General features: G+C 37.8%; 18 protein-coding genes and 1 pseudogene. 18 read left to right on the plus strand and 1 reads right to left on the minus strand.

Annotated elements, in window-relative coordinates; all coding sequences use genetic code 11:
• Nucleotides 1-129: 129 nt before the first annotated feature.
• The 7 genes from BkAM31D_RS10180 to BkAM31D_RS10210 all read left to right on the plus strand — a co-directional run bounded on the left by BkAM31D_RS10180 (nucleotide 130) and on the right by BkAM31D_RS10210 (nucleotide 5,231).
• Entirely contained in the window at nucleotides 130-588 is a 459-nt protein-coding gene (locus BkAM31D_RS10180) for a YpiF family protein (protein WP_066151483.1), read from the plus strand.
• A gap of 186 nt (nucleotides 589-774) precedes the next feature.
• On the plus strand, nucleotides 775-1,275 hold the full coding sequence (locus BkAM31D_RS10185; protein ID WP_084372042.1) for a Rieske (2Fe-2S) protein: 501 nt from the start codon (nucleotides 775-777) through the stop codon (nucleotides 1,273-1,275).
• A 15-nt stretch (nucleotides 1,276-1,290) separates the two neighbouring features.
• Nucleotides 1,291-1,962 (plus strand): menaquinol-cytochrome c reductase cytochrome b subunit, encoded by a 672-nt coding sequence (gene qcrB, locus BkAM31D_RS10190; RefSeq protein WP_066151480.1) that lies wholly within the window; start codon nucleotides 1,291-1,293, stop codon nucleotides 1,960-1,962.
• Nucleotides 1,963-2,054: 92 nt separating this feature from the next.
• Entirely contained in the window at nucleotides 2,055-2,834 is a 780-nt protein-coding gene (locus BkAM31D_RS10195) for a menaquinol-cytochrome c reductase cytochrome b/c subunit (RefSeq protein ID WP_085449783.1), read from the plus strand.
• 64 nt (nucleotides 2,835-2,898) lie between these two features.
• Nucleotides 2,899-3,498, plus strand: a complete 600-nt coding sequence (gene lhaT, locus BkAM31D_RS10200) for a lipoprotein heptaprenylglyceryl N-acetyltransferase LhaT (RefSeq protein WP_066151477.1) — start codon at nucleotides 2,899-2,901, stop codon at nucleotides 3,496-3,498.
• A 148-nt stretch (nucleotides 3,499-3,646) separates the two neighbouring features.
• The gene (gene ypjB / locus BkAM31D_RS10205) at nucleotides 3,647-4,435 is read left to right on the plus strand and encodes a sporulation protein YpjB (protein WP_066151476.1); all 789 of its coding nucleotides are present in this window, start codon (nucleotides 3,647-3,649) and stop codon (nucleotides 4,433-4,435) included.
• Between the two features lie 118 nt (nucleotides 4,436-4,553).
• Complete coding sequence (locus BkAM31D_RS10210) at nucleotides 4,554-5,231, plus strand: zinc metallopeptidase (RefSeq protein WP_066151474.1); 678 nt, start codon at nucleotides 4,554-4,556, stop codon at nucleotides 5,229-5,231.
• A 34-nt stretch (nucleotides 5,232-5,265) separates the two neighbouring features.
• Here BkAM31D_RS10210 and BkAM31D_RS10215 read toward each other — a convergent pair whose 3' ends face one another.
• Nucleotides 5,266-6,138: a YitT family protein gene (locus tag BkAM31D_RS10215; RefSeq protein WP_066151473.1), complete on the minus strand. Its 873-nt coding sequence runs from the start codon at nucleotides 6,136-6,138 to the stop codon at nucleotides 5,266-5,268.
• 185 nt (nucleotides 6,139-6,323) lie between these two features.
• Between BkAM31D_RS10215 and BkAM31D_RS10220 the strand changes: the two genes are divergently transcribed.
• The 11 genes and pseudogenes from BkAM31D_RS10220 (at nucleotide 6,324) to BkAM31D_RS10270 (ending at nucleotide 15,269) form a co-directional block, all read left to right on the plus strand.
• Nucleotides 6,324-6,671: a nucleotide pyrophosphohydrolase gene (locus BkAM31D_RS10220; RefSeq protein WP_066151472.1), complete on the plus strand. Its 348-nt coding sequence runs from the start codon at nucleotides 6,324-6,326 to the stop codon at nucleotides 6,669-6,671.
• On the plus strand, nucleotides 6,664-7,464 hold the full coding sequence (dapB, locus tag BkAM31D_RS10225; RefSeq protein ID WP_066151799.1) for a 4-hydroxy-tetrahydrodipicolinate reductase: 801 nt from the start codon (nucleotides 6,664-6,666) through the stop codon (nucleotides 7,462-7,464). The genes BkAM31D_RS10220 and dapB overlap by 8 nt, the downstream gene beginning before the upstream one ends.
• 29 nt (nucleotides 7,465-7,493) lie before the next feature.
• On the plus strand, nucleotides 7,494-7,901 hold the full coding sequence (gene mgsA / locus BkAM31D_RS10230; protein WP_066151470.1) for a methylglyoxal synthase: 408 nt from the start codon (nucleotides 7,494-7,496) through the stop codon (nucleotides 7,899-7,901).
• On the plus strand, nucleotides 7,898-8,623 hold the full coding sequence (gene bshB1, locus BkAM31D_RS10235) for a bacillithiol biosynthesis deacetylase BshB1 (RefSeq protein ID WP_066151468.1): 726 nt from the start codon (nucleotides 7,898-7,900) through the stop codon (nucleotides 8,621-8,623). The genes mgsA and bshB1 overlap by 4 nt, the downstream gene beginning before the upstream one ends.
• Nucleotides 8,613-9,740: an N-acetyl-alpha-D-glucosaminyl L-malate synthase BshA gene (gene bshA / locus BkAM31D_RS10240; protein ID WP_066151466.1), complete on the plus strand. Its 1,128-nt coding sequence runs from the start codon at nucleotides 8,613-8,615 to the stop codon at nucleotides 9,738-9,740. The genes bshB1 and bshA overlap by 11 nt, the downstream gene beginning before the upstream one ends.
• Nucleotides 9,741-9,752: 12 nt before the next feature.
• Nucleotides 9,753-10,886: a CCA tRNA nucleotidyltransferase gene (locus BkAM31D_RS10245; RefSeq protein ID WP_066151465.1), complete on the plus strand. Its 1,134-nt coding sequence runs from the start codon at nucleotides 9,753-9,755 to the stop codon at nucleotides 10,884-10,886.
• The gene (locus tag BkAM31D_RS10250) at nucleotides 10,880-11,860 is read left to right on the plus strand and encodes a biotin--[acetyl-CoA-carboxylase] ligase (RefSeq protein WP_066151464.1); all 981 of its coding nucleotides are present in this window, start codon (nucleotides 10,880-10,882) and stop codon (nucleotides 11,858-11,860) included. The genes BkAM31D_RS10245 and BkAM31D_RS10250 overlap by 7 nt, the downstream gene beginning before the upstream one ends.
• 290 nt (nucleotides 11,861-12,150) lie before the next feature.
• Nucleotides 12,151-12,989 (plus strand): annotated as a pseudogene (gene panB / locus BkAM31D_RS10255) (3-methyl-2-oxobutanoate hydroxymethyltransferase).
• Nucleotides 12,986-13,828, plus strand: a complete 843-nt coding sequence (gene panC / locus BkAM31D_RS10260; RefSeq protein WP_066151461.1) for a pantoate--beta-alanine ligase — start codon at nucleotides 12,986-12,988, stop codon at nucleotides 13,826-13,828. The pseudogene panB and the gene panC overlap by 4 nt, the downstream one beginning before the upstream one ends.
• A 13-nt stretch (nucleotides 13,829-13,841) precedes the next feature.
• On the plus strand, nucleotides 13,842-14,225 hold the full coding sequence (gene panD, locus BkAM31D_RS10265; protein ID WP_066151460.1) for an aspartate 1-decarboxylase: 384 nt from the start codon (nucleotides 13,842-13,844) through the stop codon (nucleotides 14,223-14,225).
• 63 nt (nucleotides 14,226-14,288) lie between these two features.
• Entirely contained in the window at nucleotides 14,289-15,269 is a 981-nt protein-coding gene (locus BkAM31D_RS10270; RefSeq protein WP_066151458.1) for a tetratricopeptide repeat protein, read from the plus strand.
• The last annotated feature ends 9 nt before the right edge of the window (nucleotides 15,270-15,278 follow it).

Consider the following 15,278-nt stretch of genomic DNA (forward strand, 5'->3'; position numbering starts at 1 on the left):
GTCCTAACAATTAAGTTGATGAGGGCATTCAAAAGTTTTTTACTTTTGAATGCCCTCTTTTATTTGTTTGTTTTGATTTTTATAGGTAAAATAATAGAATGAAATTTTTTGGAATATGAGGTGTATCAAATGAAATGGCAGGCAACTGAAATGGATACCTATTTAAAGGAGAAAGAATATGTTGATACAGCATTAATTACATTAACGCCTATTTCGTGGGAGAAAGATGTAAAGCAAACTGTGGCAATGGGAGAATTTATTTCGATCATTGCATTAGAGGTTGAAAAACAGTTCCACGGTCGAGTGATTCAGTTTCCCGAATTTTCCTATTTAAAAAAGGAAGATCGAACAAGCCGCATTGATAGAATGAAAAGTTGGGAGGAAGAATTGAAGGCGGGAGGGATCAAGCACCTTATATATTTAACATCAGATAGTGATTGGAAGATCGTTGAAGATGAGCTAGGAGGAATGTTAGTCTGGCTCCCGACTTTGCCACTTGAGCATATGGATTCTGAGTATAAGCGTGATGTTGTAAAAGATCAAATGAAGCAACTAATTCCTATCATGACAAATAAGTGGCGAGAATAATAACGAGATAAGGATAGAGTCAAGAAACAATGAAATAGATCACAGAAAATATGCCGATTTTGTGCCAAATTGCGGAAATTGTTGCTTATTACTTCATGTTGTATTATCATGGGTATGTCCTAGTATAATATGTGTTTAATAATGCCCATTAGTGGGTTTACCTATTGTGTAAGGGGGGGAAGACGAGTGAGCGAAAAAGACCACAAAGTTTCACGAAGACAATTTTTAACGTACACACTTACAGGTGTAGGTGGTTTTATGGCTGCGAGTGCAATCATGCCTATGGCACGATTTGCATTAGATCCGGCATTAAAGGCTGGAGCAGAAAGTGACCTTAAGTATGTATGTGATGTTGCAGAATTAACGGAAGATCCTCAAAAGTTTAGCTTCTCATTTGAGCAAGTTGATGCTTGGTATGAATCTGAGGTTACTCGTGAAGCGTACATTTTCATTCGTGATAATACAGTAACAGCTTTATCACCGACATGTACCCATTTAGGTTGTACCGTAGCCTATGGTACTCAAGAAGAACATCCAGACCGTTTCTTCTGTCCATGTCACTTTGGAATGTTTGATAAAGACGGTATTAACATTCCAGGTACACCTCCGCAACGTCCACTAGATGTGTATGATGTTGTGGTTGAAGATGGAAAAGTCTACTTAGGTCAAATTAATCAGCGAACATAAGGAGGGGCGTAATCGATGCTTCAAAAAATTTACGACTACGTTGATGAGCGTCTAGATATTACGCCTATGTGGCGCGATATTGCTGACCATGAAGTTCCTGAGCACGTTAACCCGGCTCACCACTTCTCTGCGTTCGTTTACTGTTTTGGAGGTTTAACTTTCTTCATCACAGTTATTCAGATCTTATCTGGAATGTTCTTAACGATGTATTATGTTCCGGATATTGTCAACGCTTATCAATCAGTAGCATACTTACAAAATGAAGTCGCTTTCGGTGTGATCGTACGTGGTATGCACCACTGGGGCGCAAGTTTAGTTATCGTAATGATGTTCTTACATACATTGCGTGTATTCTTTACAGGTTCATATAAAAAACCTCGTGAATTAAACTGGGTAGTTGGTGTCCTTATTTTCTTTGTTATGCTTGCATTAGGAGTAACGGGTTACTTATTACCTTGGGATATGAAAGCATACTTTGCTACAGCAGTTGTTCTTCAAATTGCTGAAAGTGTACCTTTAATCGGTGGATTTGCTAAGACGCTACTTGCCGGTGGTGAAGTGATCGGTGCAGCTACACTAGCACGATTCTTTGCGATTCATGTCTTCTTCTTACCAGCAGCATTGCTTGGTTTATTAGCGGCTCACTTCTATATGATCCGTAAACAAGGTATTTCTGGTCCGTTGTAAAAAATATTAGGTTTTGCAAAAGAGTAACCAACTGACAAAGTTTGATTCTCTTTTGTACATACTTGCAGACAAATGAAAAAGGAGGGAACGAGATGGAACGTGGTAAAGGGATGAAGTTTGTCGGTGACTCTCGTGTCAAGGCAAACAACCGAAAACCCAATATTCCTAAAGACTACTCGGAGTATCCAGGTAAAACAGAAGCGTTCTGGCCGAACTTCCTCTTGAAAGAGTGGATGGTTGGTGCTGTTTTCTTAATGGGTTACTTGCTTATTACAGTTGCTCATCCAGCGCCGCTAGAGCGTATGGCTGACCCTACTGATGCTGGATATATTCCGTTACCTGACTGGTACTTTTTATTCTTGTATCAACTTTTAAAATATCAATATGCTTCTGGTGACTATAATGTTATCGGAACAATCGTTATGCCAGGTTTAGCTTTTGGTGCTTTATTACTTGCTCCTTGGTTAGACACTGGTAGAGAACGTCGACCGTTTAGACGTCCTATTGCAACAAGTATGATGCTTCTAGGATTTATCTCTGTCTTCTACTTAACATGGGAATCAGTGGACCAACACGATTGGGAAGCCGCTGCTGAACAAGGTGCAATTGTAGAAGAAGCAGACATTAATACAGATGCTGAAGGATATTCTATTTATGCTGTTCAATCATGTATTGGCTGTCACGGTGACACAATGGCTGGTGGAGCTGGTGGTCCTTCAATCCTTACTACTGAGAAAAATGCTGAAGAAGTTAAGGATGTCATTATTAATGGTATTGGTGCAATGCCAGCAGGATTATTCGATGGATCTGATGAAGAGCTTGAGATTCTAGCAGAATACATCGCAGCACATGGTAATCCTGAAGACGAATAAGATTTAGTAGAGCTGACTGTTACAGTCAGCTCTTTTCATATCATGACAGAAGGTAGGATACGCGATGATAACAAATTTACTTCGTTTTTTTGGTCAAAAGTGGGTTATCATTTTAATGCTAGTAATAAATATTCCAGGAACGATCTTTGGATATGTTTGGTATGGAAAGCAACTCGAGCAGACCCCTTGGTACTTTTTACTTTTTGTACCTGATAGTCCAACAGCAAGTTTGTTTTTTGTCTTTGTTTTAATTGCCTTCTTATTTCATAAGAATTGGCCGCTAATGGAAGCGTTAGGTGCTGTAACTTTGATTAAATATGGCATTTGGGCGGTTGCCATGAATATTTCTGGTGGAATTGCTGGGGCAACATTAACTTTTGATAATTATATGCTGATCTTTTCTCATTTAGGAATGGCAATTCAAGCTGTCCTCTATGCACCTTATTACCGAATGAAACTTTGGCATTTGCTTGTTGCGGCAATATGGACGTTACATAATGATATAATCGATTACGTATTCATGATGCATCCATGGGTGTCGCATCAGTTACTTCCGAATATTGATTTAATTGGTTATTTTACATTTTGGTTAAGTATTATTTCTATTTCTCTCGTATATGTTATTGGTGTTAGAGGAAATCGTTTAACTCTAGAAATCAAATAGAGCAGATTATTCAAGGGAGCTTACTAGTGAGCTCCCTTATTTTTGGTGATTTCTTACAATCTCACGTTAATGTAACGTTTGTCTCTCTTTCTTGGTCTACTCTTGTCCATTTCTTCATAGGATGAAAATAGAAGAAGGAGGGACAAACATGCGTAAACGAATCATATTAATGATCTTAATACTAGTATTCTCTGTACCACAAAGTATCTTAGCTGATGAAAATTCATCCGTACATACATGGAAAAGTTTAAACAACACATCTGATCAAATCCTTCAGCTAGTCAAACAACAAGAATTTGAAGAAGCGAAGCAATTGTTGGATTATTTTTCAGCTTCTTTTCTTGAAGTTGACTTCCAAAAAGAAGGGGTAACGATGAGTGCTTTACGAACAGTGACTAGCTCTTTTGAAAGTGCTGTAGAAGCTGTTACAGCTATGGATATGTCTCTTGATCGGAGGATTTATAAAGTGACAGCGTTTAGGTTAGCTGTGGACGCCTTGTCGAGTGATTACCATCCTCTCTGGCTTCACACGGAAGAATCCATTATGAATGCACTGTCAAGGATGAAAGAAACAGTAGAAGAAAGTGAAATACAAGCATTTCAACATCGTTTTAATGAATTTTTGCGACACTATGAAATGATAAGACCAGCATTGTTTATTGATATCGAACCACAACAATTACAAAGAATCGATTCACAAATCAATTATTTAGAAAGTATAAGATCGGGGCATGTAGATGAAGATAAAGTATTGTCTCACTTAACGATTATGGAAAGTGAATGGAGTAATCTGTACAAGAGAGTGAAGGAAGATAATGCGGACCCTTCACTCTGGTGGGTCATGTTTTCTATTGGCGGAATGATTACTCTATCTCTATCGTATGTCGGCTGGAAAAAGTATAAAGCAGAAAAACAGAAAGTTAGACAGAAAGACTAATGTGACAAAAATGTGAGAACTTCACGAAGCCACTACGTGAATAGTGTTTTTGTTTTGACTTTGTTTGATATTCCTTTTAAAATAAATAGTAAGAAATACTTATAGAGGTGATACATCAATGGCTTTTTTGATTTACTTTATCTTGTTGCTCATCATCCCGATTTGGGCACAAATGAGAGTAAAAGGCGCTTATCGCAAATATTCTCAAGTACATGCTTCATCAGGTTTAACGGGAGCGCAAGTAGCTAGAAAGATTTTAGATGATAACGGTTTATATGACGTGAGAATTGAAGAAACACGTGGAACATTGACAGACCACTATGATCCTCGTTCAAAGGTTGTTCGTCTCTCCACGGATAACTATCATGGAACGAGTGTTGCAGGTGCAGCAGTTGCTGCTCACGAAGTCGGTCACGCAATGCAGGATGCAGAGGGGTATGCTTTCTTAAGATTCCGTCATGCATTAGTTCCGGTTGCAAGTTTTGGTTCCAATGCATCCTTTTTCTTAATTCTTGCAGGTATTTTGATGGGCGCTTCTGGTTTTATACTATTAGGAATTTTTGCGATGGCAGCAGCAGTTCTTTTCCAGCTTGTTACATTACCGGTTGAGTTCAATGCATCTAGTCGAGCGATGGAACAGATTGTATCGACTGGTGTAATTCGAAACGATGAAGAACGTGAGACTCGCAAAGTGTTAAATGCAGCAGCTTTAACGTATGTTGCAGGTGCACTTGTAGCGTTATTAGAGTTAGCTCGTTTTATCCTTATGTATATTGGGATGAATAATGATGATTAAGAAGCTTGGGGCATTAGCTCCAAGCTTTTTTTGTTTATATGTTTAATGGTTTTTTATTTTCATCTAAAGTGAAACCTTCTCCAATGACATCTTGAACATCATTTACAGTAACAAAGGCATGTGGATCGATTCTCTCTACCAGGGTCTTTAGGCGAATCAATTCATTACGACCAACGACACAATAGAGGATTTCTTTATCAGTACCAGTGAAGCTTCCTTTGCCTTTAAGTATTGTAGCTCCACGGTCCATCTCTTGCATGATGGCTGATGCAATTTCTGGAACTTTATCTGAGATGATGTGAGAAGCTTTTGCTGAATAAGCACCTTGTTGGATAAAATCAATTACTTTTGCAGCGACGAAAACAGCAAGAAGTGTATACATAGCTTCACGATAATTTAAGTATATTAAAGAAGTTGCAATCACTAACGCATCAAACATAAACATTGTTTTTCCCATACTCCAACCTAAATACTTATATCCAAGTTTGGCTATTATATCAACCCCACCTGTTGTCCCGCCATAACGAAAAACAATTCCTAATCCAACGCCAATAAAGACCCCAGCGAAAAGAGCAGCTAATGTCATGTCGTCATGTAAAGGGATATTGATTACACGATATCGTTGAAAAATTTCAAGAAAAAGGGAAACACCAACTGTCCCGATAATTGTATAAATAAAAGTAACTTTGCCAAGGACTTTCCATCCAATGAAGAAAAGAGGTATATTTAAGATAAGATTTGAAATCGCTGGATTAATAAGAAAAATAAAATAAAGTATTAGTGTAATGCCTGTAAAGCCACCGTCAGCTAAATTATTTTCCATATTAAAATAAACAAGTCCAAAGGATAAAATGGCAGAGCCAAACAATATAAATAATATATTTTTTATACGCACCTTATAAGCCATGAAGACCTCCTTATGATAAAATAATATTGGAATTTCATGCCTATTATATAGAAACTATCTGACAACGGCAAATCCAAAGATCAATCGTTTTCTTTTTGGCCCTCGGACTCTATAACAGGTGTATGTATTTGTCAAAATGGTCACAATTCGTTAACATGGATTTCGAGAGAGTAGAGGTGAAGTAAATGTCAGAGAAATCAATGAAACAAATGCAAGAAGAAGTTGATACATATATAAGTCAATTTAAAGAAGGTTATTTTTCTCCGCTAGCTATGCTTGCACGAATGAGTGAGGAGGTAGGAGAACTAGCAAGAGAAGTGAATCATTATTATGGTGAGAAGCCAAAAAAGGCTAATGAAGAAGCGAACACGATGGAACAGGAAATGGGCGATATCTTATTTGTGTTAATCTGTTTTGCCAATTCCTTGAATATTAATTTGGATGAAGCTTTCGATTTAGTAATGAAAAAATTTGAAGTACGTGATAAAAATAGATGGACAAGAATAGAAGGAGACGGTAAAGATGATGAATAAAGTTAAGATTGTAGTAGCTGGGCCTCGGGGGAATATGGGAAAAGAAGCTGTGAAAATGGTATCGGAAACAGAGCATTTTAGTCTTGTAGCAGTTGTTGATTCAAAACATGAGGGAATGAATTTAAGTGAAATAGAAGGATTTCACGGTATAGACGCACCTGTTTATATAGATATGCAAAAGTGTTTTGAAGAATTGGACGTGGATGTACTAATTGATTTAACGGCACCGGCCTTTGGTCGTAAACATATGGAGATTGCTTTTGCAAATGGAGTACGTCCAGTTGTAGGAACAACAGGGTTTACGGATTCTGATATTTCTGAGTTGAGAGCAATCGCTGAAGAGAAAGGACTCGGAGCGATTATTGCTCCAAACTTTGCTATAGGAGCTATCTTAATGATGAAATTCTCACAATTAGCTGCTAAGTATTTACCAGATGTAGAAATTATTGAACAACATCATGACCGGAAATTAGATGCCCCTTCTGGTACGGCGATAAAAACCGCTCAGCTTATCTCGGAAGTACGTGCAGAGAAAGCTCAAGGCCACCCAAATGAAACAGAAGAATTACAAGGGGCAAGAGGAGCAGATTTTGAAGGGATGCGTATACATAGTGTTCGATTACCTGGGCGTGTCGCTCATCAGGAAGTGATTTTTGGTGGGGAAGGTCAAACATTAACGATTCGTCACGATTCGATTAATCGTGCTTCATTTATGCCTGGAGTAAAATTAGCAGTTGAATCTGCTTTAAAGATTGATACGTTAGTCTATGGATTAGAGCACATTATTGAATAAAGAATTCATTTATTAAGGGGGAGAAACAAATGAGAATTGCACTAATTGCACACGATAAGAAAAAGCCAGATATGGTTCAATTTGCGATAGCCTATGAAAAGATTTTAGCAAAACATGAGCTTTATGGAACAGGAACGACAGGTACTAAAGTGATGGAAGCAACCAATTTAACAGTAAAAAGATTTAAATCTGGCCCATTAGGGGGAGACCAGCAAATTGGTGCGCTTGTTGCTGACAACAAATTTGATCTTATTTTATTTTTCCGTGATCCTTTAACTGCCCAACCGCATGAGCCAGATGTTTCTGCTCTTATCCGCCTTTGTGATGTTCGTCAAGTTCCTCTTGCAACCAATATGGGAACAGCTGAAGTATTAATTAAGGGATTAGAGAGAGGAGATTTTGCTTGGCGAGAAGAAGATAAGGATGGGTTTGAATGATGAAGCTTGATATTCTGGCTTTTGGTGCCCATCCTGATGATGTTGAAATCGGGATGGGGGCTACTTTAGCCCAGTATTCTGCAAATGGATACAAGATTGGCATATGTGATTTAACAAAGGCTGAATTATCATCAAATGGGACCGTAGAAATTAGACAAAAAGAAGCTAAAGCTGCTAGTACAATTCTCGGGATCACTACTCGTGTTCAGATGGAAATACAAGATAGAGGTTTAAAATACATTACCCAAATGGAATTAGCTGAAGTTGTTTCGGTCATTAGAGAATACCGTCCTACTTTTGTTTTTGCACCATATGAAAAAGACCGTCACCCTGATCACGGGGCGTGTGCTTCAATAATTCGCGAAGCGGTTTTTAACGCAGGAATAAAAAACTATCAGTGTGCTCGTCGTATAGAGGCCCATCGAACGGACGACTTATTCTACTATTTTATTAATGGTTATGAGCACCCTGATTTTGTGATTGATGTTTCTAACGAGATGGAACAAAAGGTCAATGCGTTGCAGGCGTATAAAAGTCAATTTACCTCAACTGCTCAATCTATTTCTACGCCATTAACTGATGATTATATTGCAAGTGTAAAAGCTCGAGAACGACTGTTTGGAAAAGAAGTGGGAGTTAAGTTCGCAGAAGGATTTATAACATCTAAACCGCTCATTCTATCAGATCTATTTAATAGGCAGGGAACGAACGATGAAGCTTAAGATTGGAATTAGTTGCTATCCTACAGTTGGGGGATCGGGTGTTGTTGCAACGGAACTTGGGAAATTGTTAGCAGCACGTGGACACGAGGTACATTTTATTACCTCAAGTGTGCCGTTTCGTCTTGACCGTGTATATCCAAATATCTATTATCATGAAGTTGAGGTTAATCAATATTCGGTCTTTCAATATCCTCCATACGATTTAACACTTGCTAGCAAAATAGCAGAAGTTGCAAAAAGGCAAAAATTAGATTTAATTCATGTACACTACGCTGTACCACATGCAATTTGTGCGATTTTAGCGAAACAAATTTTAAATGGAGATTTAAAAATTATTACTACACTACATGGAACAGATATAACTGTATTAGGGTACGATCCCTCAATGAAAGACTTAATTAAATTTGGGATTGAACAGTCAGACCTTGTTACAGCAGTATCAGATGATTTAGTAAAACAAACAAGAGCTCTTATCGCAACAAATAAAGAAATTCAGACGGTTTATAATTTTATTGATGAGAACGTATATAAGAAGCTCAACGTTGATGAACTAAAGAAACATTACAAAATTGAAGAAGATGAAAAAGTCGTTATACATATTTCTAACTTTAGACCAGTTAAGAGAATACCTGATATTATAAAAAGTTTTGCTCTTATTGCCGAGAAGGTAAAAGCAAAATTACTCTTAATTGGCAATGGACCTGAGTTGGCGATTGCAAGACAACTAGTAAATGATTTTAAAATAAAAGACAGAGTATTGTTTTTAGGTAACCAAAAACATATTGCTGAATTACTTTCAATGAGTAACTTAATGCTGTTGTTGAGTGAGAAAGAAAGTTTCGGACTTGTAGCTCTAGAAGCAATGGCATGCGGTGTGCCAGTTATCGGTACAAATGCTGGCGGAATACCAGAAGTAATAGTTGATGGTCAAACAGGTTATTTATGTGATATTGGTGATGTGAATTGTGTAGCAGACAAAGCAGTGTCTCTACTATTAGATCAATCGAGTTACGAAGCGTTCTCGTTGAGAGCGATGGAGCATGTTCAGTCGGTCTTTCACTCTGAGACAGTTGTTTCCGAGTATGAAAGACTTTATTGTCAAGTCATTCAGAAATGAGGGTAAGTTGTGATGCAGCATTGGCAAGAAGCACAGGCAGTCATTCAGACGTTGAAAACAAATGGTTATGAAGCTTATGTGGTAGGTGGGGCTGTACGTGATTTACTATTACAACGGCCAGTAGCTGATATTGACATCGTCACCACTGCTAAGCCTAATGATGTATCACAAATATTCTCTAGTGTTCATCAATTGAATACAGAGCATCAAACAATCCTCGTTAAAGTTAAAGGAATTCTTTTTGAAGTAACGACAATAAAAGGTTCAAGTCTTGAAGAAGATCTAAAAGCTAGGGATTTAACGATCAATAGCTTAGCTCTAAATGAGAAGGAAGAACTCGTTGACCTTGTAAACGGAAAACAAGACCTATCCCTGAAGCTTTTGCGTTCAGTTGAACCAGAAAGGCGGATGACAGAAGACCCGTTACGCATGTTGAGAGTGTTTCGTTTTGTTAGCGAATTAGGATTTGTTATTGATGAACAGTTATTGAATACAATCAATAAGCATCGTGGAGCAGTAAAGGAGATTGCAATTGAACGGGTTGTGAAAGAATGGTTAAAGCTAATAAAGGGAAGTTACCGTAATGATTCCCTTACTTTGATGCAAAAGGCAAAACTTCACCATTCACTTCCAGGATTGAGGCTTACCTCAATTGGCATACAGAAACTTTCAATGTTAAGAAGTTTGGCGGGGCAATCTGAAATTGTTTGTTGGACTGCTTATTGTATTTGTATGGGGCATGAAGATGAAAAGCCTTTAAAACGGTTAGCGCTTTCGAATCAAATACAAAGAGCAGTTAAGCTGAGAATGAAATTTTATAAATTAAGATTAGAGAAAAGTTGGACTCCTTTTGAACTTTATAATGCGACCTTAAATGTGGCACTAGACGTGGAGAATTTACGTTTTCTATTTAACTTAACATCCATTAGTAAAGATAATGTATCTTCAATGTGGACGAGCCTACCGATTCAAAGCAGAACCGAACTTGCTATTACAGGTAGTGACTTATTAAGAATAACAAGGAAAGAGCAAGGGCCTTGGATAAGGGATGCTTTAAATCAGGCTGAACGATTGGTTGTAACAGGAGAATGCCCGAATTCAATAGAAGACCTTATAAAGGCATTGAGGAGGTGTGAGCAATGTTAAAAGAAGAATTATTGAAAGTTTTTGCAGAACACCCAGGTGAGTTTGTTTCAGGTGAGAAGATTAGTCAGAAATTAGGATGCTCAAGAACCGCTATTTGGAAACATATTGATGAACTAAGAAAAAATGGTTACCAACTTGAATCTGCTCCACGTAAGGGCTATCGTTTGGTAAGCAAAGGGGACGGCATTCAACCCCATGAAGTAAAGGTAGCCTTAAAGACCAATCGCTTTGGAAGCGAAATTACTTATTTTAATGAGATAGAGTCAACTCAAACGGTTGCTCATGAACTTTCACATAAGGGCGTAAAAGAAGGTCATGTTGTAATTGCAAATGAGCAAACTGCTGGGAAAGGACGCCTAGGGAGAAAATGGTATTCAAAATCAGGTACTAGTGTTTCGATGAGTATTATTTTAAGACCAGAACTCCCTCCCCAACAAACACCGCAACTTACTTTATTGGCAGCAGTTGCTGTTGTCCGAGCTATCAAAAGTAACGTTGGGATTAGCTGTGATATCAAATGGCCGAATGATATTTTATTGAATGGAAAGAAATTGGTTGGCATCTTAACCGAAATGCAAGCTGATCCAGATGTTGTTCACTCGATCATTATTGGAATCGGTTTAAACGTAAACCAAGATTCAAGTGAGTTTGATGACGAAATTAAAGAAGTAGCAACTTCATTACGGATTGTTAAAGGTAGAGTAATTGAGAGAGCTCAGTTAATTGCTGCTATATTAAACGAACTAGAGACATTATATGATTTATATTTAGAAGAAGGTTTTAAGCCAATAAAATCGCTATGGGAAGCTAATTCCATAAGTGTTGGAACATATATATATGCCAGAACAATGAGAGAAGTAATTTATGGATTTGCTAAAGGCATAACCGATGATGGCGTATTGTTGGTTGAAGATCAGCAAGGTGTTACACATAAGATTTATTCTGCAGACATTGAAATTGCTTCCCAAAAGTAATAGATGCTGTTATACTTTTTGTGATGGGCGGTATCCATTTGGAACTGCACCGTAATACTTATTAAAATAGCGGATCTGCCTTGATCCAGTTTGGACTAGGACAGAGGGGTTGCATAACTTAAACGTACGCAAGGCCAATTTTTGGCTTTGATTTTTATTCAAGCCAATATTGGCTATGAGAGTTACCTCTGTGCTCAAGGTTACGTATGTATCTTGTTCTCTAGGTAACTTTTTTTAATTGGTGCGTTTTTCGTTACATGAGCCCCTCCTTTAAAAAAGGAGGATATGAAATGAAAACTACTGCAAGCTTTTTTAAGATGAAAAAGGAGAAGGAAAAGATCACAATGATGACAGCGTATGATGCACCTGCTGCAAAACATGTTGAAGACGCTGGCACAGATATGATTCTTGTTGGAGATTCTCTTGGAATGGTCGTATTAGGGTATGATTCAACCATTCCTGTTACACTTGATGATATGGTGCTTCATACTAAGGCGGCTCGTCGAGGAGCAAAAGATACTTTTATTGTGACGGACATGCCTTTTTTAACGTACCATTCAAGCATTGAAGAAACGTTTAAAAATGCGAGCCAATTAATGCAAGAAGCTGGAGCAAATGCTGTGAAGCTCGAAGGTGCAGGTGATGTCATTGGAACCATTTCCAAGCTGACAGCTGCAGGTGTTCCGGTAATGGGACATTTAGGTTTGACTCCCCAATCGGTGGGGTTTTAGGTGGATATCGTGTTCAAGGAAAGGATGTACAATCTGCATTGACACTTGTCGATGACGCTAAAGCTCTTGAAGAAGCTGGAGTATTTGCGATTGTTGTAGAGTGCGTGCCTGAACAAGTAGGCAAAATGCTTTCAGAGGCTTGCAATGTTCCTATTATTGGAATTGGCGCGGGAGTCGATACTGATGGTCAAGTTCTGGTTTATCATGATGTCATAGGCTATGGAAATGTTCATGTACCTAAATTTGTTAAAAGTTATACGAAGATTTCTCCAATGATTGAAGATGCATTAAAAATGTATGTTACAGAAGTAAAGGAAAAGAGATTTCCAGCGAAAGAACATTCTTTCACAATGAGTGAAGAAGCCCTAAGAGGATTATATGGGGGAGTTCATTCGTGAAAATCATAGAAACGATAGAAAAAGTAAGAAGAGAAGTTCAAAATGCAAAGAGCAAAGGTCAAACAGTTGGTTTTGTGCCAACAATGGGTTATTTACATGAAGGGCATCTTAGCTTAATTGATGAAGCTAGAAAGAAACACGATATTGTCGTTGTTAGTATTTTTGTTAACCCTTTACAATTTGGACCTAATGAAGATCTTGATCGCTATCCACGTGATATAGAGCGAGATGAACGTTTGGCAAATGGAGCAGGCGCAGATTTATTATTCTATCCTTCCGTTGATGAAATGTATCCTGTGGAGATGCCCATGACAATACATGTTAATAAAGGTGTTGACGTTTTATGTGGAGCAAGCAGACCAGGTCATTTTGATGGAGTGGCTACCGTCGTCATGAAGTTATTTCAAATTGTTCAGCCGACGGAAGCGTTTTTTGGTCAGAAAGATGCTCAACAAGTAGCAATTATTATGAATATGGTTTCGGCATTTAATATCCCTGTTGACATAGTTATCTGTCAGACAATAAGGGAAGAGGATGGATTAGCTAAGAGCTCTAGAAATGTCTATCTTTCTGATGGTGAAAGAAATGAGGCGTCTTTCCTTTATCGTACACTTTTGTATGGGAAAGAGCTTATAGAGAATGGAGAAAGAATCCCTCAATTAGTATTAGATAAAATGAATACGAAGTTGCAATCGGGTTCTGGCAAACTTGATTATTTATCAATTCTTCGTTATCCAAGTTTGGATCGACCTGAAGAACTTAACGGAACTATAATCTTGGCAATTGCCTACCAATACAAAAATGCGCGATTAATTGACAATCTTATTTTGGAAATCTAGGGGGAAAATATTCATGTTTCGTACAATGATGAAAGCAAAAATCCATCGTGCTCGTGTAACAGAATCCAATTTAAATTATGTTGGTAGTATTACGATAGATGAAGACATTATGGACGCGGTTGATATTGCAGAAAATGAAAAAGTTCAAATAGTTAACAATAATAATGGTGCTCGCTTCGAGACATATGTAATTAAAGGTGCAAGAGGCAGTAATGTATTTTGTTTAAATGGTGCAGCAGCAAGACTTGTTCAAGAAGGTGATGTTATTATCGTGATTTCTTACGCGCTAGTTGCGGAAGAAAAGGTTAAGAATCATCAGCCAAAAGTAGCGATCATGAATGAAAACAATCAAATTGTTGAAATGGTACACCAAGAGCCAGCTTCTACCGTTCTTTAACTCGCATATTCCTCTCCTCTTCGATAAACACTTATTTATAAGGATCGAGAGGAGGGGATTTTTTTGAATGACTGGTTATTCACATGGCAGTCCATTTTTAAAGAAACAGAAAAGAAATGGGCACTTTTGTCAAAAGATGAGCAAGACGAACAAATTAAATATTTAGAGGAAGCTGCAGGAACGCTTTTAGATACATGGACAGAATTAGATGAAAAATTAAATCAACTTCGTGTAGAAGTCGGAAATAAAAGTTCCATTTGTTATCACTCGAAAGGGACCCTTTACTACGAGCTAGAAATGTTTGAACACGCGATTTATGAACTAAAAAGAGAAAAAACAAATGGAGATAAAGAAGAGCTTAGAAGGTTGTATTTAGGTTTTGCATTCCTTTTTGCAAATAAGTTTGCAGAAGCGAAAGAAATGTTTCTGTATTTAGTTCATATAAGTCGACAGACAGTCATAAAACATTTTGCTCATGTTGGTCTTGGGTGTGTTTTAACGAAAGAAGAACGATTTGATGATGCAATTGCTTCCTTTGAAGCGGCTAAAGAACTTACTTCTACTGTAGATGTCGTGTATAATTTAGGAATATGCAACTTCCTGAAGGCAGCCTATCCACTTGCTAAAGACTATTTTATCACTTATTGTGAACAAATACCTGAAGATGGTGAAGCGTTATTTTACCTAGGGTGCTGTCAATGGGAAGAGGGTGACAAGGATGCTGCATGGGCTTCTTGGACAACCAGTATCCACTTATTAGACTCACAACAAGCATTGCTATCTTTAGCCTATGTCTGTGAGTGGCATGGGTATCATTATGCAGCTATTCATTGTTATAAAAGGATTCAAGAAAAACATGGAAATTCTATTCAAGTACTACATGGTTTTGCTTGGAATTATGCTTTATTGGATGATAAGGAAAATGCTTTTAAATTTTTCCGCGAAGTATATGTGCTTGACCCAAGTAATCAAGGTGCAAAAGATTCTCTTAACTGGCTTGAAAAATCCTGGCCAGACATTAGAGAACGCATGCTTATGGAATAGGTTTTATAG

Origin of the sequence: Halalkalibacter krulwichiae, assembly GCF_002109385.1 — a bacterium.
GTDB classification, from domain to species: Bacteria; Bacillota; Bacilli; order Bacillales; family Bacillaceae_D; genus Halalkalibacter; species Halalkalibacter krulwichiae.